Annotated in this window: 17 protein-coding genes; 5 read left to right on the top strand and 12 right to left on the bottom strand. The window is 73.7% G+C overall.

Going from position 1 to position 22,928, the window contains the following annotated elements:
• The 5 genes from ACQEVZ_RS12730 to ACQEVZ_RS12710 all read right to left on the bottom strand — a co-directional run bounded on the left by ACQEVZ_RS12730 (nt 1) and on the right by ACQEVZ_RS12710 (nt 8,620).
• Nucleotides 1-837, bottom strand: a complete 837-nt coding sequence (locus ACQEVZ_RS12730; RefSeq protein WP_344504120.1) for a TauD/TfdA dioxygenase family protein — start codon at nt 835-837, stop codon at nt 1-3.
• Nucleotides 834-1,640, bottom strand: a complete 807-nt coding sequence (locus tag ACQEVZ_RS12725) for an ABC transporter ATP-binding protein (RefSeq protein ID WP_433365686.1) — start codon at nt 1,638-1,640, stop codon at nt 834-836. The genes ACQEVZ_RS12730 and ACQEVZ_RS12725 overlap by 4 nt, the downstream gene beginning before the upstream one ends.
• The gene (locus tag ACQEVZ_RS12720; protein ID WP_433365683.1) at nt 1,627-2,655 is read right to left on the bottom strand and encodes a taurine ABC transporter substrate-binding protein; all 1,029 of its coding nucleotides are present in this window, start codon (nt 2,653-2,655) and stop codon (nt 1,627-1,629) included. Before ACQEVZ_RS12720 ends, ACQEVZ_RS12725 begins: the two co-directional genes overlap by 14 nt.
• An 89-nt stretch (nt 2,656-2,744) precedes the next feature.
• Complete coding sequence (locus ACQEVZ_RS12715) at nt 2,745-3,509, bottom strand: ABC transporter permease (protein WP_344504123.1); 765 nt, start codon at nt 3,507-3,509, stop codon at nt 2,745-2,747.
• Between the two features lie 2,504 nt (nt 3,510-6,013).
• A complete protein-coding gene (locus tag ACQEVZ_RS12710) occupies nt 6,014-8,620 on the bottom strand; it encodes an Hsp70 family protein (protein WP_433365679.1) in 2,607 nt (868 codons plus the stop codon).
• A gap of 95 nt (nt 8,621-8,715) precedes the next feature.
• Here ACQEVZ_RS12710 and ACQEVZ_RS12705 point away from each other — a divergent pair, with 95 nt between their 5' ends.
• The 4 genes from ACQEVZ_RS12705 to ACQEVZ_RS12690 all read left to right on the top strand — a co-directional run bounded on the left by ACQEVZ_RS12705 (nt 8,716) and on the right by ACQEVZ_RS12690 (nt 11,848).
• Entirely contained in the window at nt 8,716-9,246 is a 531-nt protein-coding gene (locus ACQEVZ_RS12705) for a flavoprotein (protein ID WP_344504126.1), read from the top strand.
• A complete protein-coding gene (locus tag ACQEVZ_RS12700) occupies nt 9,243-9,845 on the top strand; it encodes an adenylate kinase family protein (protein ID WP_433365676.1) in 603 nt (200 codons plus the stop codon). Before ACQEVZ_RS12705 ends, ACQEVZ_RS12700 begins: the two co-directional genes overlap by 4 nt.
• Nucleotides 9,839-10,618, top strand: coding sequence for an alpha/beta fold hydrolase (locus tag ACQEVZ_RS12695; protein WP_433365673.1), 780 nt, complete (start codon nt 9,839-9,841; stop codon nt 10,616-10,618). Before ACQEVZ_RS12700 ends, ACQEVZ_RS12695 begins: the two co-directional genes overlap by 7 nt.
• A gap of 78 nt (nt 10,619-10,696) precedes the next feature.
• Entirely contained in the window at nt 10,697-11,848 is a 1,152-nt protein-coding gene (locus tag ACQEVZ_RS12690) for a serine hydrolase domain-containing protein (protein WP_433365670.1), read from the top strand.
• 401 nt (nt 11,849-12,249) lie between these two features.
• Here the strand turns inward: ACQEVZ_RS12690 and ACQEVZ_RS12685 are convergent, their stop codons facing one another.
• From ACQEVZ_RS12685 to ACQEVZ_RS12670, 4 genes are all read right to left on the bottom strand, one after another.
• Nucleotides 12,250-13,017 (bottom strand): class I SAM-dependent methyltransferase, encoded by a 768-nt coding sequence (locus ACQEVZ_RS12685; protein WP_433365667.1) that lies wholly within the window; start codon nt 13,015-13,017, stop codon nt 12,250-12,252.
• A gap of 150 nt (nt 13,018-13,167) precedes the next feature.
• Nucleotides 13,168-17,640, bottom strand: coding sequence for a hypothetical protein (locus tag ACQEVZ_RS12680; protein WP_433365664.1), 4,473 nt, complete (start codon nt 17,638-17,640; stop codon nt 13,168-13,170).
• Nucleotides 17,641-17,666: 26 nt separating this feature from the next.
• The gene (locus ACQEVZ_RS12675) at nt 17,667-18,449 is read right to left on the bottom strand and encodes a hypothetical protein (protein WP_433365661.1); all 783 of its coding nucleotides are present in this window, start codon (nt 18,447-18,449) and stop codon (nt 17,667-17,669) included.
• A complete protein-coding gene (locus ACQEVZ_RS12670) occupies nt 18,446-19,978 on the bottom strand; it encodes a hypothetical protein (protein ID WP_433365658.1) in 1,533 nt (510 codons plus the stop codon). Before ACQEVZ_RS12670 ends, ACQEVZ_RS12675 begins: the two co-directional genes overlap by 4 nt.
• A 122-nt stretch (nt 19,979-20,100) precedes the next feature.
• On the opposite strand from ACQEVZ_RS12670, the gene ACQEVZ_RS12665 reads away from it, so the two are divergent.
• Nucleotides 20,101-20,397: a hypothetical protein gene (locus tag ACQEVZ_RS12665; RefSeq protein WP_344504134.1), complete on the top strand. Its 297-nt coding sequence runs from the start codon at nt 20,101-20,103 to the stop codon at nt 20,395-20,397.
• On the opposite strand, the gene ACQEVZ_RS12660 is transcribed toward ACQEVZ_RS12665, so the two are convergent.
• The 3 genes from ACQEVZ_RS12660 to ACQEVZ_RS12650 form a co-directional block, all read right to left on the bottom strand.
• A complete protein-coding gene (locus tag ACQEVZ_RS12660; protein ID WP_433365655.1) occupies nt 20,394-21,446 on the bottom strand; it encodes a hypothetical protein in 1,053 nt (350 codons plus the stop codon). The two genes, ACQEVZ_RS12665 and ACQEVZ_RS12660, sit on opposite strands and share 4 nt — an antisense overlap.
• Complete coding sequence (locus ACQEVZ_RS12655) at nt 21,446-21,958, bottom strand: SigE family RNA polymerase sigma factor (RefSeq protein WP_344504137.1); 513 nt, start codon at nt 21,956-21,958, stop codon at nt 21,446-21,448. The genes ACQEVZ_RS12660 and ACQEVZ_RS12655 overlap by 1 nt, the downstream gene beginning before the upstream one ends.
• A gap of 61 nt (nt 21,959-22,019) precedes the next feature.
• Nucleotides 22,020-22,919, bottom strand: a complete 900-nt coding sequence (locus ACQEVZ_RS12650; protein ID WP_433365651.1) for an ADP-ribosylglycohydrolase family protein — start codon at nt 22,917-22,919, stop codon at nt 22,020-22,022.
• Between the last annotated feature and the right edge of the window lie 9 nt (nt 22,920-22,928).

Raw genomic sequence — 22,928 nt, 5'->3', positions numbered from 1 at the left:
TCAGTGTGGCCCCACCGGGGCGTCGCCGCGCAGCGTGATGCGGTGCATGACGCGGTGGGCGGTGCCGTAGTCGCGGTTGGCGTAGTGGGCGGTGCTGCGGTTGTCCCACATGGCGACGTCGCCGGGCCGCCAGCGGTGCCGCACGATGTGCTCCGGCTTCGTCAGGTGCGCGTAGAGCAGGTCGAGGATGCCGCGGCTCTCCGCCTCCGAGACGCCGACGATGTGCGACGTGAACCCGGGATTGACGAACAGGCCCTTCCGGCCGGTCTCCGGGTGGACCCGCACCACCGGGTGCTCGACCGGGTCGAGGCGGGTGACGACCTCGCCGTCCCACACGCTGCCCTTGCCGCCGCGGCGCTGCGCCAGGTAGTACCCGAACTCCCGGTTGCCGTCGTGCACGGCGGTCAGCTGGTCGGCGAGGGCTCGTACAGGAGCGGACAACGACGCATAGGCCAGCTGGCTGTCCGCCCAGTTGGTGTCGCCACCCGACGGCGGCAGCACGACCGCCCGCAGGATAGAGCCTAGCGGCGGGCGGGGCATGAACGTGACGTCGGTGTGCCACACGTCGGCGAAGCCGTTGTCGGCGCTGTCGAGCGCGTACACCTCGGGGTGGGCCTCGTCGACGCCACCCACGACGGGGTGCGACGCGGTCAGCTCGCCGAGCCGCCGGCCGAGCCGCACCTGGCCGTCGTCGTCGAGCTGCTGCCCTTCGAAGAACAGCACCTTGTGCTCGACGAGCGCGGCCCGCACCTCGGCGAGCTCGTCGTCGGTGGCCCGGTCCAGGTCGATGTCGTGCACGTCGGCGCCGAAGTGCGGGCCGAGGTGGTCGAGCTTCACAGGGTGCTCCTCTCGATTGCCTTGCCCTGGGCCGCTTCGCGTTCATGGGCCGCTTCGCGGACGGCGTGGCCGATGGTGGTCCGCAGCGCCGCGTACTCCGGCAGGCCCCGCAGCTCGTCCGGCTCGACGCCGGTGCGGGGCAGGTCGATGTCCAGGTCCAGGGCGACCCGGCCGGGGCGGCTCGTCAGCACCACCACGCGGCTGCCGAGGAACACCGCCTCGTCGACGCTGTGGGTCACGAAGACACAGGTCCGTCCGGTCTCCGCGGTGACCCGCCGCAGGTCCTCCTGCAGCCGCTCCCTGGTCAGCGCGTCGAGCGCCGCGAAGGGCTCGTCCAGAAGGAGCAGCGGATTCGGTACGGCCAGGGCCCGGGCGATCGCGACGCGCTGCTGCTGCCCGCCTGAGATCTGCCAGACCCTGCGCCCGGCCACGTCGTGCAGGCCTACGCGTTCCAGCAGCTCGGGCACCCTTTGTCGGCGTTCCTTCTGCGGTACACCGGCATAACGGAGCGCCAGCTCGACATTGCCGCCGACCGTCTTCCACGGCAGCAGCCGCGGCTGCTGGAACACGAGGCCCGCACCGCGGCCGGGCTCCGGGGCCCGGCCGACGGTGCGCACGGTGCCGGTCGTCGGCTGCTCGAAGCCCGCGATCAGCCGCAGCAGGGTGCTCTTGCCGCAGCCGGACGCGCCGACCAGCACCAGGAAGGCGCCGGTCGGCACGTGCAGGTCGATCGGGCCGACGGCCGTGACCGCGCTGTAGCGGTGCTCGACGTTCGCGATGGTGATCGCGTCAGGCGAGGACACCTGGGAGACCCTTGGTGTAGATGGCCTTCTCCACCGTGGCGAGGTCCGGCACGGCGTCGATCTTCTTCTGGCCCTTGAGGAACTCGGCCGCGGCGAGCAGGTTCTTCGCCAGGTCACCGACCTTCTCGGGGGTGCCGAGCCAGGTGCCGCTGGCGATGTCGGCGGGCTTGAGGAACACGCCCTGGCTCAGCTGGTGCTTGGCGTCCTCGGCGCTGATGTTGAGCTCCTTGCCGACGGCCGTGGCCGCCGCGGCCGGGTCGTTGGCGATGATGTCGAGCGCCTTCGCCTCGGCCTTGCGCCACGCGTCGACGGCGTCGGGGTGCGCGGCCGCGAACGCGGTCGACACAACGCCGAGGTCTAGGGTCGGCTTGCCGCAGGCAGCCAGCTCGCGGCTGGTGATGAGGACCTTGCCGGTCTTCTTCAGCTCGTCGAGGGACGGCAGCCAGGTGTACGCGGCGTCGAGGTCCCCGCGGGTCCACGCGGCCTGGATGTCCTGCGGCTCCAGGTCGACGATGGTCAGTTCGGACTCCTTGATGCCGGCCTTGTCCAGCGCGGCGAGCAGGCTGTAGTGCGCGGTCGACGCGAACGGCGTGCCGACCTTCCTGCCCTTGAGATCCGCGATCGCGTTGACGTTGGATCCGTTGCGGGCGACGAGCGCCTCGTTGTCGCCGGCCACGTCGAGGACGAACGCGACCTGGTACGGGATGTTCAGCGGCGCCGACAGCCCACGGGCGACGGGGCTGGACCCGATGGCGGCGATGTCGACGCTCTTGGCGACGAACGCGGTGTTGATGCTCGCCCCGGAGTCGAACTTCGTCCAGGTGATCTTGTAGTCGGGCAGCGCCTTCTCCAGCAGCCCCTGGTTCTTGACGATGAGGTCGCCGCTGGGGAACGCCTGGTACGCGATCCGGATGGTCTTCTGCTCAGCGCTGGTGTTGCCGCCGGCGGCACCGTCGCCGCAGGCGGCCAGGGACAGCGCGACGGCAGCGGTGGCGATCAGGCTTCGGATTCTCAAGGGGTTGGTCCTATCGTTTGTTCGGCTTGTTCGGCTTGTTCGGCTTGTTCGGCTTGTTCGGCTTGTTCGGCTTGTTGTTCGGCTTGCTTTCAGGCGCGTCCGCGCCAGGGGATGAGGCGGTTCTCGGCCTGACGCAGCACCGCGTCGATGGCCAGTCCGGACAGTCCGATGGCGAAGAGGCCGAGCACGACGACGTCGGTCTGGGAGTACCGCTGCGCGTCGCGGACCATGCCGCCGATGCCGGGCACGCCGTTGATGGTCTCGGCGGCCACGACGGATGAGTACGCGATGCCGACCGCGAGCCGGATTCCCGTGAAGATCTCGGGCAGCGCGCTGGGCAGCACCACGTCACGGGTCACCTGCCAGCGCTTCGCCCCCAGCGCCCGGGTCGCCTCGACCAGCGCGGCCGGCGCACCATGCACGGCCGCGGCGGTCGCCACCGCGACGGGCGGCATGGCAGCGATCGACAGCAGCCACAGCTTGGGCGTCTCATCGATGCCGAACCAGATGATGAAGAGGCTGAAGTACGCCAGCGGCGGCAGCGCCCGCACGAACGTCACGACCGGCTCGGCGACGACCCGGACCCAGCCGACGGTCCCCATCACCACACCGGCGACAAGCCCCCCGGCCACCCCGATCACCGACCCGATGAGGATGCGTCGCAGGCTCACCCCGAGGTGCTCGATGAGCAGGTGCCCGCTGTACCCCCGGCTCCCGTCATGCGTGCCCGACGTCTGCACCAGCCGGTCCCACACCGCACCGGGCGAGGGAATGAACGTCGGGTTGTCCATGACCACCGCCGTCACCTGCCACAACACCCCGAGCACAACCACGGCGAGCACCCGCAACCCCACCCGCCGCCCATACCCGCCAGCCACGGCACTCCCCACTCAACCCTCGCTCCAGCAAAGTAGGCAATTCCTATCGTATAAGTAGAGAAGAATCAAGCGCCCTCCTTCCGCCCAACAGCAATCACAACCCCCGCCGCCGCTCAGGAAGCCCGCGACGCCGCCAGCCCTCCCCGCACCAGCCGCGACAGTGATCGCAACGCCCCCGCCGCCGGTCGGGAGGCCCACACCGACGCCTGGCGGCCCTCCCCACGCCAGCCCACCCGCCACCGGACCCACCGCAGCACCCTCACGCCCGCCACCCAGCCCACCGCTGACGGAGCGCCCCACCTCGACCGACCGCGCCCTCGGACTTTCTGCCCCCACACCCTCACACCCCACGACCACCAGCCGCCTCGGCCCGCAACGACCCCCGCCCCAACCGACTTCGCCCCGACCAGCCCTGCTCCAATCGGCTCCGCGCAATCGGCTCCGCGCAACCCCCTGCCCAACCGGCCCCGCCTCGACCGACCACGCCCCAATCGACTCCGCACAACCGACGGCGCCCAGCCGACCTCGCCTCAATCGGCTCCGTGAACCGGCCTTGCGTTCCCGGCCTTGCGTTCCCGGCCTTGCGTTCCCGGCCTTGCGTTCCCGGCCTTGCGTTCCCGGCCTTGCGTTCCCGGCCTTGCGTAACCGGCCTTGCGTAACCGATCCCGCGCCCGGCCGACTCCGCACCCAGCCTGCGCAGCCCCTCGTCCCCGGCGATCACGGTCGGCCCAGCCGGCGCCGAGCCGACGACGGCGACGCGCTTGGAGCAGACGACGTGCCCAGCGAAACCACAACGACGGCGCCCGGCTCAATCGCGCGGTGATCGACGAGCGCCAGTCCATCGCCGACGAACGAACACCAACGCAGGCCGGCAATCCATGCGGAGGTGGACGGCCCACCTGGTCGGCCCGACGGACTGCTGCCGCCAGCCCCCGATGTGGCGGAGGCCCTTCCGGTGGTGGCCGGCACCAATGCCGCCGGTCCGAGCCGAAGATGTGACGTCGGCAGCCCGCGGCGCCGAGCGGAAACCGGCAAGCGGAAGTGTCGTGGTCGTAGCTCCTTTGTCGATGGTGGCTGCCGGTCGCAGCTGTCTGGGCGCGATCGCGCCGCGGTGGAGATGGTGGTGGCGGGCGTGACGACGGTGGGGCATGGTTCGCCGCTGCGCAAGACCATCGCGGCGGTGGCTCGCCCGGCCGGAGGCGCCAGACCGACGAGGGCAATCCGACGAGACCACGCCGAGCGAACGACGCCGCCCGATGAGGTGGCGGCGAGTCAGCGGACTCCGGCGGATGAGACGACGGTGAACCAGCAGCGATGCCCGGACCAGCAACAGTGACGGCCGACCCGAGCACCCGTGGACTGCCGGTTGCGGCAGGCGCAGGTGAACGCTGACAGTCGTCGACGACCGGTAGGGCCGAGGTCGAACCCGCGACTGTCACTGGTGGACATGTTTCGGCCGCCGGGCTGGGCGGATGTGGACGGATGCTGGCACCGGGTCGAGCCGGTGGCGGTCCGATGGTCGGTGCCACCGTGGGTGGCGATGACGGCGGCGATGACAGCGGAGATGGTGCGGCAGTTGGTCTGAGCGCCTGCGCGCCAGCCTTGGTCCGTGGCCGCGACGCCGAACGCGCGCCCACGGCCGTAGCGGCTGGCGGTTGGCCTGTTGCGGTGACTGGTGCAGGTGCCTGCGGATCAGTGGTGGCTGGTGCAGGTGCCTGCGAACTGGTGGTGGTTGGTGGTCGGGGTGGTGAGTCGACCACTGAGGCCCGGCTGGGTGGTGACAGGCGCGTTTCAGCCGGTGGGTTGGGTGATGAGCCAACTGCTGACGTCCGATGGGGTGGTGATGGGCGCGTTGTCGCCGGTGGTCTGGGTGCCTGTGGGCCGGCGGTCGCGACCGGTCCGGGCCTTGGTGTGCCGGCGGCCGGCCCGGGTGGAGGTGGTGTGGTGGTTGGTCTTGGTGGTGGTGTGTCAGCGGCTGGTCTGGGTGGCAGTGGGGCGGTAGTTGGTCTGGGTGGTGTGCTGGCGGCTGGTCTGGGCCGGGGTGGGTATGCAGCGGGGCCGCCCGGAGCCCGTCCTCCTGCTCCCGTACCTTCTCCGCCTCGGCCGGCGGGTGGTCCAGATGGGCGCGGCTGTGGTGGGGTGGGATGGTCGAGCTCGCGCAGGATCTTGGCGTTGCGGAGGCGGGTCAGTTTGGTCGCGTGGCGGGCGGCGAGGCCGTGCGCGCGGGCTTCCGCGAACTCCGCCCTGGCTCGCTGCTTCGCATCGCGGCAGCGTTGCCACTCGGCGGCGGACGTGGCACGGCGGGCTTCCGCACTGACAGGGTCCAGTGTCGCCAGTGGGCTGGAATCTGGTGCTGACAAAGAAAAGTACGGTCGTGGCATGCGCCGCCTCCCCCGATAGGCGCTGCCCCACCATTCTCCCAACCCCCACACCCCACCGTCCAGTTCGATGACGCACAGCGAGCGTCACCGCACCGTGAGTCAGGCTGTGATTTCGAGGGTGGCTTTTGTGGGACGCTTGGAGCGGGAGCCGGTCAGTTCGACGGTGGTCTTGCCCTCGGTGAGGGCTGCCGTCGGCATGGTCCATTCGACGGTGCCTGTGGAGGTGGCGGTCTTGACGGTCTTCTGGGTGCCGTTGACCTTGATGGTGACCTGTTCGCCCTTGTCGAAGCCAGTGCCGGTGACCTTGACCGAGGCGGTGCCGACCTTGACGGAGCCGGGGGTGAGCTTGGCGGCCGGGCCGGGGGCGGCGGCAGTGGTGGAGGGGGCAGCGGAAGCGGCGGCCTTCGTCGGGGTGGTCGAGGCGGGCGCGCTCGCCTGCGGATTACCGGTCCACTGCTCGATCTTGTCGCGGCCGGCGCTGAGCAGGCCGCGGCCCCACGGGGTCAGGGCGAGGACGATGATGAGCGGCACGGCCATGAGACGGAGGCGCCAGAAGAAGCGGGAGATGGAGAAGCCTGAGCCGCTCCGGCGGGGACGGGCGGGCGGCGGTGCCGGCGGTGGGTCCGCGGGACGCTCCGGCGGGTCTTCGCGGGCGTACTGCGGCATCAGGTCCTCGTCGCCGTAGATCGCGACGTTGCCCTGCATCGTGACGCCCGGGCCGATGATGACCGAGGGTCGCTGTGGGCGTTGTTGCTGCGGTACGACCGGAGCCTGCTGGACCACCGGAGCCTGCAGGGCGGCCGGAGCCTGCGGGGGTGCGCCGTGCGTGGGCGGGTAGGTCGGTGCGGGGGATGCGTACGCCCCGGGACCGGAGGTCTGATACGCCGCAGGCGGTGTGGATGCAGGGAAGCTCGCCGAGGGGGGATAGCCGGCCGGTTGCCCAGCACCCGGATGGGCCCCGGACGTACCGGAGGCCGGGTAGCCCGCAGGCGGCGTAGAAGTCTGGTAACCCGCAGGCGGTGAGGAAGCCGGGTAACCAGAAGACGGTGAAGAAGCTGGGAAACCAGAAGACGGTGAGGAGGCCGGGTAGCCGGCAGGCGACGCGGAAGTCTGGTAACCCGTGGGCGGCCCGGAAGCTGGGTAACCAGACGACGGGGTGGAACCCGTGTAGCCGGCAGGCGGTGAGGAAGCCGCGTAGCCAGGCGACGGTGAGGAAGCCGCGTAGCCAGACGACGGTGAGGAAGCCGCGTAGCCAGACGACGGTGAGGAAGCCGCGTAGCCAGACGACGGTGAGGAAGCCGCATAGCCAGACGACGGGGTGGAAGCCGCGTAGTCAGAAGGCGGGGCAGAAGCCGGGTAGCCAGGCGACGGTGACGAGGCCGGGTATGCAGAAGCCGGGTAGCCAGAAGATGGGGCAGAAGCCGGGTAGCCGGCAGGCGGGGCGGAAGTCTGGTAACCCGTGGGCGGCCCGGAAGCTGGGTAACCAGAAGGCGGGGTGGAAGCCGGGTAGCCCGCGGCGGGTGTGGAAGTCGTGTACCCGGGCGGCGAAGAGAGGGGATAGCCCGGCGGCGGGTCGGTGGGTGGTGGGGCGGAAGGGTATGCCGCAGGGGCGCCCTGAGTGACGGTGTTGCCGAGGAGGAGGGCGCCGAAGGCGACCGGCAGCTCAGGCTGCTCCGGCACGATGGGGGCCATGCCGAAGCGGGCGTGCAGGCGGCTCGCCACCAGGGGCAGCCGGCTGGAGCCGCCGACCAGGAGGATCGCGTCCAGCTGGGAGGCGGGGACGCCGGAGCGTTGCAGGACGCGGCGGGTCTCGTCGACGGCGCGGTCGACCAAGGGGCCCGCGACCCGGTCCAGCTCCTCCCGCGTCAGGTGGGTGGCCTGGTCGACGCCCGGCACGTGCACCGGCGCGGAGGCGGCCCTGGAGAGCATCTCCTTCGCCGCGCGTACCTCCGACCAGAGCGCCATCCTGTCGCGGAAGTCGGCACCTGTACGCGGCTGCTGCAGGCGGCGCCACAGGTCGGGGTCGTGGGCGGCGATCTGCTGGCCGAGGTGGCCGACCAGGGCGGCGTCGATGTCGGTGCCGCCCAGGTCGTCGAGGCCGCCGGTGGCCAGGACGCGCAGGGCGTCTGGCGAACCCGGAGCAGCCGCGGCGGCCACGGTGACGTCCAGCGTGCCGCCGCCGAAGTCGAACACGGCGACCGCGCGGCCGGGAGCGACACGGGCGCCGAGGACCCGCATGCAGTACGTGGCCGCGGCCACCGGCTCGTCCAGCAGCGTCACCCGGCCCAGCCCGGCGACGTCGGCCGCCGAGGACAGCACGGCGCGGCGGCGCGGGCCCCAGTCGGCGGGGCAGGTGAGCACCGTGGTGCCGCCGGCCAGGACGCCGGTCTGCGCGGCCTCGCCCGCGACGCGGCGCAGGATCGCGGCGAGCAGCTCGACGACGGGCACCTCGCGGTCGCCCAGCAGGATGAGGCCCTCGTCGATGTGACCCTTGGGGTTCGGCTCGTAGCGCGCCGCGTCGGTGGCCATGTGCCGCTCGGCGTCGCGCCCCACGAACACGGTGCCGGAGGCGTCGGCGAACACGGCCGACGGCAGCAGCGGGTTGCCGTCGAAGAGCAGCGGGCGCGGCGTGCCGTCGCCCCGGTCGACGACCGCGACCGTGTTGGAGGTGCCGAGGTCGACGGCGAAGCGGACCTGACCCTGCACGAAGCACCCCCACACGCGGACCGGACGCCGAATGGTACGCCACCACGGAAGGTACGCAGCCCGCAACTGAGACGAACGGAGGTTAGGGTTGGCGGATGCCGGTGCTGTACGTCGTGGCCTGCGGCGGGCGCCCCGCCGCCGACCTGCCCGACTTCGTCGCCTCCGCCCAGCGCGACGGGTGGACGGTCTGCGTGGTCGCGACCCCCGACGGCCTCAAGTTCATCGACGCCGCCGCCCTCCGGGAGCAGACCGGATACCCGGTGCGCTCGCAGTACAAGAACCCTGACGAGCCTGACGTCCTGCCGCCCGCCGACGCGTTCGTGGTCGCCCCGGCCACCTTCAACACGGTCAACAAGCTCGCCGCCGGGATCAGCGACACCCTCGCCCTCGGCCTGCTCAACGAGGGCATCGGCCTGGGCCGCCCGGTCATCGCCGTCCCCACCCCCAACGCGGGCCTGTCCCGCCACCCCGCGTTCCTGGCGAGCGTGCGCACCCTGCGCGACTGGGGCGTCACGGTCCTGTTCGACCCCGCCGCCGTCCCGCCCCTGGACAGCGACCCGACCACCCCGGTGCCCCCGTTCCCGTGGCCCGCCGCCACCGCCGCGCTCCACGCCCTGCCCCGATGAGACGCCTCGCCGTCATCGGGGCTCCCGGCACGGACCCGTGGGCCATCGCCGACATGATCGCCGCGCGCCTCGGCGTCGCTGCCGTCAGCATCCGAGATGCCTTGCAGGCGGAGTTCCGCGCCGGCACCGCCCTCGCGGCCGAGGCGGACCGGTTCATGCGCGCCGGTGAGATCGTGCCGACCGAGCTGCATCTGTCGATCCTGCTGCCGCACCTGCACCGCGACGGCTTCGTCCTGGCCAACTTCCCGAGGGACCCCGCCCATGCCGCCGGGCTCGCCGAGCGGGGCGTCGCCCTCGACCGCGTCGTCGATCTGGTGCTGCCGGACGCGGAGGTCGTCCGCAGGCTCGACGGCCAGCGGATCTGCCGCGGCTGTGGCCGGGTGTGGCAGGTCGACGATGCCCCGCCGGACCGTTGCGACCGCTGCGCCGGAGAGCTGTTCCGGCCCGGTGCCAACGCTCCCGGACTCGCCGTGATGAGAGTGCGGAACTACCGGTCCATGGTCGCGCCGGCGCTGGAGCACTACCGGGCGCTGGGGATCCTGCACCCGGTCGACGCGACCCTGCCGCCGGAGCGGATCGTCGAGGCGGCGCTGTGCTGACCCGGGACGGGTGTCGACTGTGGACGGAGGTCGGCGGGGACGGGCCGCCGTTGGTGTTCTGTCACGGCGGGCCGGGGCTGTGGGACATGGCCGGCGACCTTGCCACGATGTTCGCCGGGCACCACCGGACCGTCCGCTGGGACCAGCGGGGCTGCGGGCGGTCGGAGCGGCGCGGGCCGTACACCCTGGACCAGAGCCTCCAGGATCTCGATGACGTCATCGAGGAGCACGCGGGCGGCGGGGGCACGCTGCTCGGGCATTCGTGGGGTGCGCACCTCGCCCTCGAATACGCGCTGCGGCATCCGGATCGCGTGAAGCGGCTGGTGTACGTCGCCGGCACGGGCATCGACGACGAGGACACGTGGAAGCCGGCGTTCCGGCGCAACCTCGGCGGCGTGCTGGGCGGCTGGGACCGGGCGTCGGTGGTGCGGCTGTGGACCGCGGAGTTCCCCGATCGGGAGCGGGCCGCCGAGCACGCCGAGGCGATGGCGACGCCGTGGTTCGACATCAACCGGGAGTGCAGCGCCACCATCAACGCCGAGGTCGCGCGGCGGCTGCGGGAGACGGACCTGGCCGCGCGGTGCCGGGAGCTGCGCGTGCCGGTGCTGGTCGTCGACGGCAGCGCGGACCTGCGGCCGCGGTCGGCGGTCGACTCCCTGGTGGCGGCGCTGCCCGACGTGCGCAGGGTGGTGCTGGAGGGGGCGAGCCACCTGCCGTGGGTGGAGGACCCTGACGGCTTCTCGGGGGCGGTTCTCGGGGACCCGCGGAGGTAAACCCCGGATGCCCATGCGGCAGCTGCGGCGAAAGGCTGGGAGGGACAGATTTCCACCTTTCGTTGGAGGTGACCGCGAATGCGCGCACTCGGTGCCGCACTCGTCGCGGCGGCGCTCGTCGTCGGGACGGCCGTGCCCGCCCAGGCACACGGCACGCACGGGGAGCGGTGCACGCCCGTGTCCGCCGGGACCCCGCTGGGGGAGGCCATCGCGGGGCTGCCGGACGCGGAGGCGTCCGGGGCGCTCCTGCTGCTGCACGACGCCGGCGGCTGCCGGCAGGGCACCGCCGGGATCGCCGACGTCCGCACCGGACGGACGGTGCCGGTGGACGGCAGGTTCCGGATCGGCAGCATGACGAAGACGTTCACGGCGGTCGTCACGCTGCAGCTGGTCGCCGAGGGGCGGCTCGACCTGGACGAGACCGTGCAGCGCTACCTGCCGGACCTCCTGCCCGCCGGCACGGCACCCGTGACGGTGCGGCAGGTCCTCACGTACACCAGCGGCATCAACCACGTCGAGGTCCCCAACAAGCAGTCGGCGTGGTTCCTGGAGCACCGCTACGACCGGTGGGCCAAGGGCAGCCAGATCGACACGGCGAAGCCCCTGGCGTTCACGCCCGGCACGAAGCAGCGGTACGGCAACGTCGACTACATCGTGGCCGGGCTGCTCATCGAGAAGGTCACCGGCCGCACCTGGGAGTCGCAGATCCAGCGCCGGATCGTCGAGCCGCTCGGCCTGCGCGGCACCACCGCGCCCGGCCGGGACGTCGAGGTCCGCGGCCCGCACGCCCACGGCTACGAGGCGACCGACGCCGGCTGGGTCGACGTGACCCGCGCCGACACGTCGCTGCAGTGGTCCGCCGCGTCGATCGTCTCGACCGCGCCGGACCTGGACAGGTTCATGGTGGCCCTGTTCAGCGGCCGGCTGGTGCCGGAGCCGCAGCTGTCGGAGATGTTCACCGTGCCCGCGGGGATCAAGCTGTACGACGGCAACGACGACCCGTCCGACGACAAGGACGCGGTGTACAGCGCCGGCCTGACGAAGCTGCCCGTCGGCCCGCTGACGCTGTGGGGCAAGAGCGGCGACCGCCCCGGCTACAACAATGGGATGGCCGCGACCCGGGACCTGTCCTCGCGCCTGGTCTTCTCCGTCAACACCCTGCACATGGGCGGCAGCGACCAGCCGGTCCGCTCCCAGCGCATCATCGCCGCCGCGCTCCTGGGACTCTGACCGCTTGCCCTTGAGTCTCCGCGAAGACAACCTACGCGGAGACCAAGGGGGGCGGTTCACCGACGAGATGGACGCCGAGCACCGCATCGAGCGGACCGCCGGCGGGACCCGGGTCGTGTACCGGACCGAGATCACCGGCGACTTCCCGGACGTCGTCGCGGCCCTCATCGCGCAGGCGCGGGTGGGGTGTAGAGGATGGCGTTGCGGCCGGACGAGAGCCGGGGTTCCTGCTGTGGCACGTCACGCTGCGCTGGCAGCGGGGCATCGCGGCGGCGCTCGGGCCGCTCGAGCTGACGCACGTGCAGTTCGTGCTGCTGGCCGGCGCCTGGTGGCTCAACCGGGCCGCCGAGGCGCCCAACCAGCCGGCGCTCACCAGGCACGCCGGCACCGACGTGAAGGGCTTAGGACTTCGTGCCGGTGATGAGGACCGAGTGCTTGCCCACGTGGAATGCACCCTCCGTGTCGATGCGGGCCTGCACGTAAGCGGCCGCGGCGGCGCGTTCGGACGGGGTCAGCGGGGTGTCGGCGAGGCTCTCCAGATAGGCCAGGACCGGCTCGACCCTGGTAATGCGCAGGTCACAGTGGTACCGCTCGACGCGCACCCCGGTACACCAGCGCTCGATCAGGGCCGGAGCTGACTCCGCGCTGAAGTCGCCGAGCCGGCCCGCCAGCTGCAGGTCGGGCCGGCCGATCGCGGGGCCGATGGCGTCGAGCTCGGCCAGGTGGGCGCGGCCGTTCGTCGTCGTGATCAGGCGACCGCCCGGGCGTAGGACTCGGACCAGCTCGCGGACGCCGGCGGGCGGCTCGTCGAGGTGGTACAGCATGTGGTTGGCCAGCACCGTGTCGAAGGTCCCATCGGCGAACGGCAGCCGGGTCACGTCGCCGCGCAGGACGCGGGCGGACGGGACCGCCGTCAGCCGCGCGCACATCGCGGCGGAGAAGTCGGCCAGGGTCAGGGTGCGCACCGCCTCGGTGCGGGCGTACGACCACAGCGCGCCGGTGCCGGCCCCGGCCTCCAGCACGTCGCCGGCGAGGCCGAGGCGCTCGGCCAGCCAGTCGAACCAGCTCTGCGGGTTGGTGCCGTGGTTCTGGTGCAGCGCGATCCGGGCGGCCAGGCGCCCGTCGCTTTCCGCGTACTGAATGACGGCGTGCGCGGCGGCGGCGGTCATGCGCCTCAACCTACCGTGTCGCGTAGCCCCCGGTAGGCCGCGAGCGCGCCGGGCAGCGTCACCGCGCCGCCGGCCCCGTTTACCGGAGACCTCGCTTTCTATCGATCACCGACACGCCGCCAACCAGCTCGACGACGTACCAAACACGGCTTAGAGCAGCGTCTCCTGGTGCGGGAACGTGAGCCGGGCGGTGGTGATCCCCTCGATCACCTGGTCGTCGTTCAGCTCGCGTTCCTGCACCTGGGCGTAGTTGCGGCCGCGGTGGTGGGTGTTGCGCATCCGGACCACGTTGGGGAAGCGGCCGACGGCGCGCATGTCGCCGAGGCCGGACAGGAAGACGAGCTGGATGCCGTTCGCCGCGGCGACCCGGCGCTGCAGGTCCAGGAACGCGACGTAGTTCGCCGTGCCGAGCGGGTTGTCCATCGGCAGTACGCCCAGGCCGGGCACGTCGCCGCCGCGGTTGGCGGCGCGCAGGCGGGCGAGCATGCAGAACAGCAGCAGGCTGATCGTGACCTTCTCCCCGCCGGACCACTTGCTCATCAGCTCGACCGGCTGGCGGTCCTCGCCGAGCTCGGTCGACGGCTTCAGCACGCGGGCGGTGAAGTTGCCGCGGCCGACGACGGCGGTGGTCGCCTCCCACACCAGGGTCAGCCCGTCGGGGATGTTCTCCTGGCGGGCGACGAGCCGCTCCACGAGGCGCTCGACCCGGCTGCGCAGCGTCGCGTCGGTGGTGTCCACAGTGGAGCGCGGACCGACGTCGAGGAAGCGGCGGTTGCGTAGGTGGTCGGCGAGGCCGGGCGGCAGCTGCGCGTGGTGCTGGGCCCGCTGCAGCGTCTTGAGCCCCTCGCGGACCTCGGCGCACAGCGCGGTCACCACGAGGTGTTTGTCCTTGTCGACGGCCTCGAGCTCGCCGGCGAGCGCGTGCCGGTAGGTGCGCAGCTCCCCCGCCAGCTCCGGCGGCAGGTCGGCGGTGCGCTCGCCGCGGAACCGGTCCCGCACCTCGGCGGTGACGGCGGCGAAGCGCTCCTCGCCGGCCCAGCGGTCGACGCGGTGCACCTCGGCGGCGAGCTGGTTGCGGGCGGCGGTGACCGCCTTCTCGGCCGCCTGCAGCGCCCGCCGCGCGCCGCGTCCCGCCTCCCGCGCCGCGTCGACGTCGCCGTCGAACGGTGGCGCGGCAACGGGGTCGTGCTCGCCGAGGTCGGCCTCCAGGTCCCCGGCGAACCCCTGGAAGTCGGCGGCGCGGCGGTGCTGCGCCTCGGCCGCCCGCACGGCCGCCGCCTGCCGTTCGCGGGCCACCCGCACGGTCTCACCGGCGGCGTCGAGGTGCTCCTGCAGGTTCTGCGGCGTCGGTACGGCCGGCGACAGCTCCTCCGGCGCCGGGCGGCTCGCGCCGCGGTCGGCGAGGTCCCGGCGGGCGGCGTCGCGCTCGGCCTCGGCCCGGGTCGCGGCCGCCCGCGCCGCGAAGTGCTCCTGCTCCGCGAGCTCGGTGTCGCGGGCGACGAGCGCCGGGTCGGCGGCCTCGGGCGTGGCGGCGAGCCGGGCGGCGGTCTCGTGCTCCTCGGCGCTGAACTGCCGCGCCTGCCGGTCGAGCGCGTCGAGCCGCCGGCCGATCTCGCTGATCGTGGCCTCGAGGGCGTCGCCGGACGAGCGGCGCGTGTACGCCTCGTCGGCCGCCTGGTATGCGCTCATCGCCGCCGCGAGGCTCACCGGCTTTCCGATGCCTGCCGCCGCGCCGGCGCCTTCGCGGGCCGGCCCGGCTCCGGGCGCCGGTTCGGCGACCCGGCGGAGCTCGTCCATCCTGGCGCGGTGGCCCCTGGCGGTGCTCCGGTGCTGTTCGGCGTCCGAGGTGCAGCGGGCGGCGACGGTGGCGTGCCCGCGCTCCTGCTCCTCCGCCTGCTCCAGCTGCCCCTCCAGGTCGGTCCGGGCGGCGGGCAGCCCGCGCAGCTCGGCGCGCTGCCGGTCGGCCTCGGGCGCCCGGCGGGCCAGGTCCTGCAGCACGCCGAGGCGGGTGGCCAGGATCCGGCGCCGCTCGGCGAGCAGCTGCTGGGCCTGGCGCAGCCGGCCGGCGCGGGCGTCCAGCTCCCCGCGGGCGCCGTCCAGCTCGACCGCCCGGCTCCGGGCGCCGCGCAGCAGCTCGCCGATCCGCTGGTGCTCGGCGTCGAGGTGCTCGCGATGCCCCGGCGGGCACCGGTCGGCGAGCTGGCGCAGCTGGTCCTTGAGCCGCAGGTCGTGGTCGCGGGCGTCGAGCAGCTCCTGGACCCGCTCGCCCCGGTCCCGGCGGCTCTCGGCCCGGCGGTCCGCCTCCCGTGCCGCCGCGGTCCGGTCGTACATGGCGGGCGCCGGCTCCAGGACGAACCCCGGCCCCGGCTCCCCTGACTCCCCTATGGCGGCGTCGAGGTGCGCGGTGGTGGAGACCTGGACGGCGCTGGTGGGGAAGAGCCGGGCGGCGTGCAGGGCCGCGCGGGCGCGGCCGAGGTCGGCCTCGTCGTGCAGGAGGAGGCCGCCGACGAGGTGCGGGACCCGGTCGACGAGCGCGGCCCAGCGGTCCTGCGGGACCCGGTCGGCGAGGTGGTGCCAGCCGGTGCTGGCGGGGATGCGCTCGGCGGCCATGACGTCGGCGGCGCGGGCCAGGTCGAGGGCGGCGGGCAGCAGCCCGCGCGGCGAGGCGAGCGCCTGCACGGCCCGGTCGTCCTCGGCGTCGGCGACGGCGAGCTGGATGCGCTGCCGGTCGGCGCCGACGATCGCCTCCGACAGCTGGTCGACGAGGAGCCGCTGCTCGCCGACGGGGTCGACGGTGTCGCGTTCGGTGAGCGCGGTGAGCCGCGGGTCCGTGGCCAGGGCGTCGATCTCGGCGAGCAGCGGCGTGCGGACGCTGTCGAGCGTGGCCAGCTGCCGGGTCAGCTCGGTGACGGCGGCGTGCACCGAGGCGCGTTCCCGCTCGTGTGTGGCCCGGTCCGCGTCGAGCCGCTCCGCTTCGGCCGGCAGCTCCTCCGCCAGCCGCCGCGCCGCCTCCTCGTCGGTGGCACGGGCCGCGGCCAGCGCCGCCCCCAGCCGCTCGACGGTCCCCACCGCTTCCGCGTCCTCCGCGGCGGCACCGACGTGACCGGCAACGCCGAGGTGGCCGGCGGCGGCCGGGTCTGTGGCGGGGTCGGCGGTGATCGGGGCGTCGGCGGTCGGGTCGGTGGTCGTGGTGAGGTGGCCGGCGGTGGCGGCGGCGCGCACGTCGTGGTCGAAGGTGGCGAGGTACTGCTCGATCGCGCGCTGCCGGCCGGTGAGTCCGCCCAGGTCGGCGCGGAGGCCGTCGGCGAGGGCGCGGGACTTCGCCTGCTGCTCGGCGGCGTCGGCGGCCTGCGTGGTGAGCGTCGCGACGGTGTCGTCGAGCTCCGCGCACGCGTCACGCAGGGCCGACAGGTATCCGGCGGCGGCCTCCGACCTGGCCTGCCGCAGCGGGGCGGCGCCCGCCTCCGCCTCCCGCTGCCGGCCCCGGGCGGCGGTGAGGCGGGAGGTGAGCTGGTCGCGGTCGACGAGGAGCGGGACGAGCTGCCAGGCCCGGTGCACGCGGCGCCGGGCGAGGACGGTGGCGGCGGCGTCCTCGACGGCGGTGCGGGCGTCGGCGTGCCGGCGGGAAGCGGCCTGCCACTGCTCCTCGCGCAGCAGCACGTCGAGGGTCGCCGCCCTGGTCTCCGCGTCGGTGGCGGCATGCGCGGCGGCGCCGGCCACTGCCTCGTGCTCGCCGGCGGCGGCAGCGGCGAGGGCGGCGGCGCCGGTGAACGACGCGGCGAGGCGCACCGCCGCCTGCCGGTTGGCGGCGGCCTCGGTGGTGGCGGTGGTGACGGCGGCGCGGGACCGGTCGAGGACGTCGAGGAGGTCGACGGCCTCGTCGCAGAAGGCGACCTCGGCGCGCAGGCGCGGCTGGCGGGCGAGCCGTTCGCGGGTGCCGCGCAGGATCGTGGCGACCTTCGTCGCCGAGGTGGGCTCGGTGACGAGGCTCAGCAGGTACTGCACGAAGTCGTCGGACGTCCTGAACTTGAAGTGGTGCTCGATGCCGCCCTCGGAGGCGTTGATCCGCAGGATGGCGGTGAACAGGCCCGGGTCGAGGCCGCGGTCGTGCAGCGCCTGCGCCCACCGGTCCTGCTTGGTGGTGACGACGGCCTCGGCGGCGGCCGGCAGCGCCTCCACGGCCCGCACGAACTCCTTGAAGTCGGCGGTCGCGAACGGCAGGGACTCGATCTCGACCTCGGGCGTGAAGGCGTACCAGGTCTGCTTCAGCCGGTCGTGCCCGGCGTTGGGGTCGGCGGGCTGGACGCGGTCGGTCCACTCGTAGACGGCGCCGGTGACGAGCCGCCGGCCGGTCGGGTCGGTCCACTCGACGACGACGTGGCCGGTGTCGGCGCCGAGGATGCAGTCCTCCAGGTGCCGGCCGGTCGTGGCGGTGGCGAGGAAGTCCCGCCGGTCGGGCCGGATCAGGGCGCAGATGAGGGCGATCAGCGTCGACTTGCCGCCGCCGTTGCGCATCCACAGGATGGTGTCCAGCGGCGTGCCGTCCTTGCCGGTCAGGTCGAGCCACACGTCGCGGAAGCGCGCCGCCGGTGAGCCCACCCGGTCGAGGTACACCCGCCGCATCTGCCACAGTCTCGCCGGCGCCGCCATCACACACCCTCCACAGTGGACCCGCCGGTAGCGCCGACCGCGTCCGAAGCGGCCGGGCCCGGCGCGGTCGCGGTGCGGCGCACCGAACGGAGCGCCTCCAGGGCCTCGCCGCCGGCCACGTCCGCGACGAGCAGCCGGAAGCGGTCGGTCAGCTGAAACGAGCCGGCGCCCATCTGCGGCACCTGCCGCGCGGCGCCCCGCTCGACGAGCCAGCCCAGGACCTCGAGGACCGCGAACTGTGTGCACCCCCGCGCCGGCCCCGGCAGCCGGTCCTTCGGCTTGAACGCGGCGGTCCGCCGGTACACCTCGGCCGCCCTGCGAGCCTGCCCGTCGACGGTGTCGGGGTCGCCGGTCAGGGCGAGGACCCGGTCGGCGGCGTCTCGGACGAACCGGTCCAGCGCCGCGACCTCCACGATCTTCACGTCGGTGGTGTCGAGGTCGACGTCGTGCGGGAACGCATACGCGGCGATGCCCAGCACGACGAGTCCGGCGATGAGCTTGTCGTCGGCGCTCATGCTGCCGCCGCGCAGGTCGGCCATGCGCAGCGCGAACACGCTGCCCGGCTGGGTGCTCAGGACCAGGCCGGTGCGGGCGGGCGCGCCGAGCACGACGAGGCCGAGGCCCCCGGCGACGGTGTCGACCGCGTCACGGAAGGCGGTGTTGGTGCGGTACCGCTCCAGCAGCTGACCGTAGGTGTTGCCGTCGGTGGGCCGGGCGCCGGTGCGCAGGCCGAACGCGACGAGCTCGGCCGCCGACCACACGTCCTCGATCGGGACCGTCACGAGTCCAGGCCTCCTTCGTAGCGCACCAGCAGGTCGTCGCCCCAGGCGAGGGGATGGTCGAGGCGGTTGCCGGAGCGCTCCGCGGACAGCGCCTCGGTGAGGGCCGTGAGGTCGGACTTGGCGTCGGGGTCCCCGACGTCGGGCGCGTAGGACCACAGCGCCGTCAGTAGCACCAGCTCCCGCAGGTCGTCGCCGCCGTCGGTGGCCTCGGTGGCCTCGGTGGCCTCGGTGGCGCCGTCCAGCAGCGCCGACAGCGGGACCGGCTCGTCCGCGGCGCGGCGCAGGATGCGGGCGGCCTCGGCGACGACCGCCGGCGGGTAGGCCTGCAGGTCGACGCCCTCGACGTCGCCGGGCGTCTCGGTCTCCTGGTCGGCGGGTTCGGCCGCGCGGGGCGGGGCGAGCAGCATGTCGACGAGCCCGTCGAGGTGCAGCAGCCGCGGCACGCGCAGGCCGAGCACCCGGTCCCCGAACGTCTCGGCCACGACCCGGGCCTGCTCCGCCGGCGCGTCGAGCACGGGATGGAACAGCTCCGGCTCGATGTTGAGCAGCCGCAGGTGGACCCGGCGGGCGAAGACCTGGCTCAGCTGGGCCTGCAGGAACACGCCCCGCGCGCCGGCGACCCGCTCCGCGAGGTCCAGGTGCACCCGGCGGATGCGGCGCAGGGTCTCCACGAGGTCGCCGGACGCCTGCCGCACGGCGCTGTCGGTCTCGGTGTCGATGCCCGCCGCGACGTGGTTGAGGACCTCGGCGTCGGCGGCGATGCGGGCCTCGACGTGCTCGCGGGCCCGCGCGAGGCGGTGCGGCACGTCGGTGATCCAGTCGAACGCGCGCACGTCGCGGCGGGTCGCGTCGAGCACGTCGGCGAGGGACGCGGACATGGCCACCGACACGCGCTCGGCCTGCGTGGCGGTGCGGGCGGCGGCCTCGAAGCGCCGGTCCCGCAGCTGGCGCTGCAGCACGACGGAGAACGCGGCCTCGGCGTCGTCGACGTCCAGGTCGAGGCCGTTGAGGTACAGCATGACCGCCTGGTGGGAGGCGAGCACGACCGCGCCGTCGGGGCCGTCCTGCAGCTGCAGGAGCTTGAACGCGTACTCCTCGCGGCGCGGCGGGAACGCGTGCGCGTCGACGAACGAGTAGACGAACGCGCCCTGGTTGTCGGCGTCGTTGAGCAGGCCTTTCACGACCCAGCGAGCGGCGTCCTGGTGGTCGCCGGCCGCGCCGCCGGGGTGCATGACGGCGGCGAGCTCGGCGGTCGACTCGATCAGCTCGGCGAGGGTGATCTGCCTGGCGAACCCCATCGACGCGACCGCGATGTCGACGGCGGCGAGGGCGAGCTGGCGCAGGTCGTAGGCCTGGTGGACGCTGGCGTGGGCGGCGTTGCGGACGAGCCGGGCGACCGGGTCGGTGAGGATCAGCGCCCGCCAGCGGGCCCGCATCGACGCGTCGGCGGCCGGTGAACGGACCTCGGGCTGGTCGGAGCTGGTGACCGGGCCGCTGTCGAAGAGGTCCGGCTGCCACTCCTGCACCACGCGGTCCCGCTCCTCCCCTGTGCGCTGTCGCCACTCTTTTGCTGCGGTCCGCAACACTATCGGCGGATTCGAGCGGCGGCCAATTCACCGGCCCCGCACGTCGGGGGGATACCCTGCTCGGTGTGCTCGTCGTGCTGTTCGTCGCCGTGGCGTACGCGGTACTGATCGCCCTCCACGCGTGGATGATCCGGCACCACCGGCTCGAGGGCGCGTACGAGCCGCGGGCGGCCAGGTGGCTCGCCGCCCGCTTCGGCCCGCTTCCCCCGCCCCGCCCGGCCGGCCCCGTCCTGGCCCGCCGCGAGGCGAAGGCGTTCGACCGGCTGCTGACCGGCGACCTGGACCCGGCCGCGTACCGCGACCTGATGGCGTTGCTGGCGGCCCAGGACGCCGTCGAGCGGCCGCTGCGGGTGCCCCGCTAGCCCGGCGGTCCGATGCTGATCGCGGTGCCCGGCTCGGCGCCGGGGACGTCGAGCGTGGCGGTGACGGTGCCGTCCGGGGTCACCACGAGCACCTTGCCGTCCCGCACGGCCAGCAGCACGTCGGCGGTCACCCACACCGCGGGCCCCGGGAAGGGCACGCTCTGCCCGGTGGTGGTGTCGAAGCGTCGCCAGCCCGCCGACGCCTCGGGCACCGGGGGGCCGGCCACGACGTACCGGCCACCCGGAGACCACGAGAACGGGCCGGACGGCATCGCCGGCACCTGCGCGAAGCTTCTGGCCTCGCCGGACGTGGCGTCGAAGTACTGGAGGTGGTCGACACGTTCCTCCGCCTCACCGCCGGAGCGGTCGGCGATGGGCAGCGTGACGCCGCCGCCGTCGCGCGTCCAGGTGAAGGTGCACTCGCTGCAGTCGTACCGGTCGTGGTCGATCCAGTGCCGGCGCACCTCACCGGTCCCGGCGTCGATGACGGCGAACCCGACCTGGAACGGCTCCTTCTGGCTGATCCCGCCGACGAGGCGGTCACCGATCGCGTTCCAGCTGTAGTCGCCGACGAAGCCGGCGGTGTCGACGGTGACCGGGTTCGCGCCGCGGACGTCGCTGATCCGTACCTTCTCGGGGGCGACGACGGTGAGGACCCGCTTGCCGGCCGGCGCCGGCCACACCACGCCGGACGTGGCGACGAGCTCGCCGGTCGCCCGGTCGAGGACCCGGTCGCCGATCTTGGTCACGACCCAGCCACCGGGGAGTCCCGACCCCCACGCGAGTGTCGCCGCGGGTGACGCCTGTCGGGACGCCGTCACCGACGCGGCCGGCACCACGGGCGCCGCGCCGTCCCGGTGCGGCAGGGCCAGCCACGGCACGGCGACGGCGGCGACCGCCACGGCCGCGGCGGCGCCGACGGCCAGGCGGCGGGTCCGGCGGATGCGCCGGCCCTTGGCCATGCTGCGGGCGGCGAGGCCGGCGCCGGGGGCGTGGACCTCGCCGGCCATCTCGTCGATCGTCTCGTGGAGCAGCCGCTCGAAGCGCATCAGTGCCGACCTCCCACTTCCACCCAGTCGAGCTGCGGCACGAGCTCGCGCAGTTTCGCCAGGCCGCGGGACGCCTGGCTGGCGACCGTGCCCACCCGGCAGGACAGGATCTCGGCGGTCTCCTCGACGCTCATGTCCTCGAAGTACCGAAGGATCAGCACCGCCCGCTGCCGGGGCGGCAGCGCCCGCAGGGCGTCGCGCAGCAGCAGCCGCAGCGCGGTGTCGGAGTCGAGGTGCCGGGTGCCGGCGCGGTCCGGCGGCTCGGCGACCGTCACCTCCGCCTGCCGGCGCCGGCTGCGCCACCCCGACGCGAACTCGTTGTAGATCATCCGCCGGAGGTACGGCTCAGGCTCGTCGATGCGCCGCCACCGGGCGAACGCCTTCGCCAGGGCGTTCTGCACGAGGTCCTCGGCGGCGTGCCGGTCCCCGGTCAGCGCGTACGCCGTCTTCAGCAGCGCGTGCGCGCGCTGCTCGACGAAGGCCGAGAACTCGGCCTCCTCGGGTGTCTCCACGACGTGGCACCTCCTTCACCGCCATTGACGCCGGCGGTGCCGGAAAGTTTGCATCGCGGTCTCAGGGTGCCGCGACCCAGCCCGGCAGCTGCTCGCGGTGGGTGAGCCAGTCCTTCGGGATGCCGTCGCGGCCGACCGCCGCGGCGACGACACCGCCGGTGATCGCGGCCGTCGTGTCGACGTCGCCGCCGGCCTCCACGCACGCCAGGATCGCCGCGCGGTAGTCGGCGAGGTGGGTCGCGGCGGCCCACAGCGCGAACGGCACCGTGTCCTGCGCGAGCACCTGCGAGCCGTTGCCCAGGACGTACGCGGCCTCCGCCACGCCCGCGCCCTCGTCGACGAGCCGGCGGGCCCGCTCCAGGCCGCTCTTGACCTGGCTGTCCACCTGGTACGCGAGCACCGCGTCGAACAGCTCATCGGGCTCCAGCGGCGCGTCGACGAGCCGCCCCCAGCCCGCCTCGGCGGCCGCGACGGCGACGGCGACCGCGCCGAGGATGCCTTCGCTGTGCGCGTGGGTGACCTCGGCGCTGCGCATCGCGTCGAGCGCGGCGCTGCGCGAGTCCCCGGCGTGGAACGCCCCGAGCGGCGCGACCCGCATCGCGGCGCCGTTGCCCATCGAACCGAGGCCGTCGAACGCGTCCCGGGCCGCCTCCCGCCACGGCACGCCGTCGCGGATCCGGTGCAGGACGACGACGGCGCCGCCGCCGTAGCCGCGGTACGGCTCGTACCGGCGGGAGAACGCCGACGCGAGCCTGTCCCGGTCGATGCGCCCGTGCACCGCGAGCTCGTCGACGATCGAGCAGGCCATCTCCGTGTCGTCGGTCCACGGCCAGGCGCCGGGCGGCTCGGCGGCCTCGGTGATGTGGGACAGCGTGGTGCCCGGCACGAAGAACTGGGCGCCGACCGCGTCGCCGACGGACAACCCGTCGAGGCTTTCGTAACAGAGGTCGAGTGAGGTCATGTCGCCGGC

This window comes from Dactylosporangium sp. CA-152071 (genome assembly GCF_050936335.1).
Lineage (GTDB): Bacteria > Actinomycetota > Actinomycetes > Mycobacteriales > Micromonosporaceae > Dactylosporangium > Dactylosporangium maewongense.
The sequence above is the reverse complement of the archived record's forward strand: the minus strand, read 5'-3'. Positions and strand labels throughout refer to the sequence as shown.

Excerpts from the sequence above, each read along its gene's own strand:
- ACQEVZ_RS12705 (WP_344504126.1), top strand. The coding sequence starts at position 8,716 with ATGCCGGTGCTGTACGTCGTGGCCTGCGGCGGGCGCCCCGCCGCCGAC.
- ACQEVZ_RS12700 (WP_433365676.1), top strand. The coding sequence starts at position 9,243 with ATGAGACGCCTCGCCGTCATCGGGGCTCCCGGCACGGACCCGTGGGCC.
- ACQEVZ_RS12690 (WP_433365670.1), top strand. The coding sequence starts at position 10,697 with ATGCGCGCACTCGGTGCCGCACTCGTCGCGGCGGCGCTCGTCGTCGGG.
- ACQEVZ_RS12685 (WP_433365667.1), bottom strand. The coding sequence starts at position 13,017 with ATGACCGCCGCCGCCGCGCACGCCGTCATTCAGTACGCGGAAAGCGAC.
- ACQEVZ_RS12680 (WP_433365664.1), bottom strand. The coding sequence starts at position 17,640 with ATGCGGCGGGTGTACCTCGACCGGGTGGGCTCACCGGCGGCGCGCTTC.
- ACQEVZ_RS12660 (WP_433365655.1), bottom strand. The coding sequence starts at position 21,446 with ATGCGCTTCGAGCGGCTGCTCCACGAGACGATCGACGAGATGGCCGGC.
- ACQEVZ_RS12650 (WP_433365651.1), bottom strand. The coding sequence starts at position 22,919 with ATGACCTCACTCGACCTCTGTTACGAAAGCCTCGACGGGTTGTCCGTC.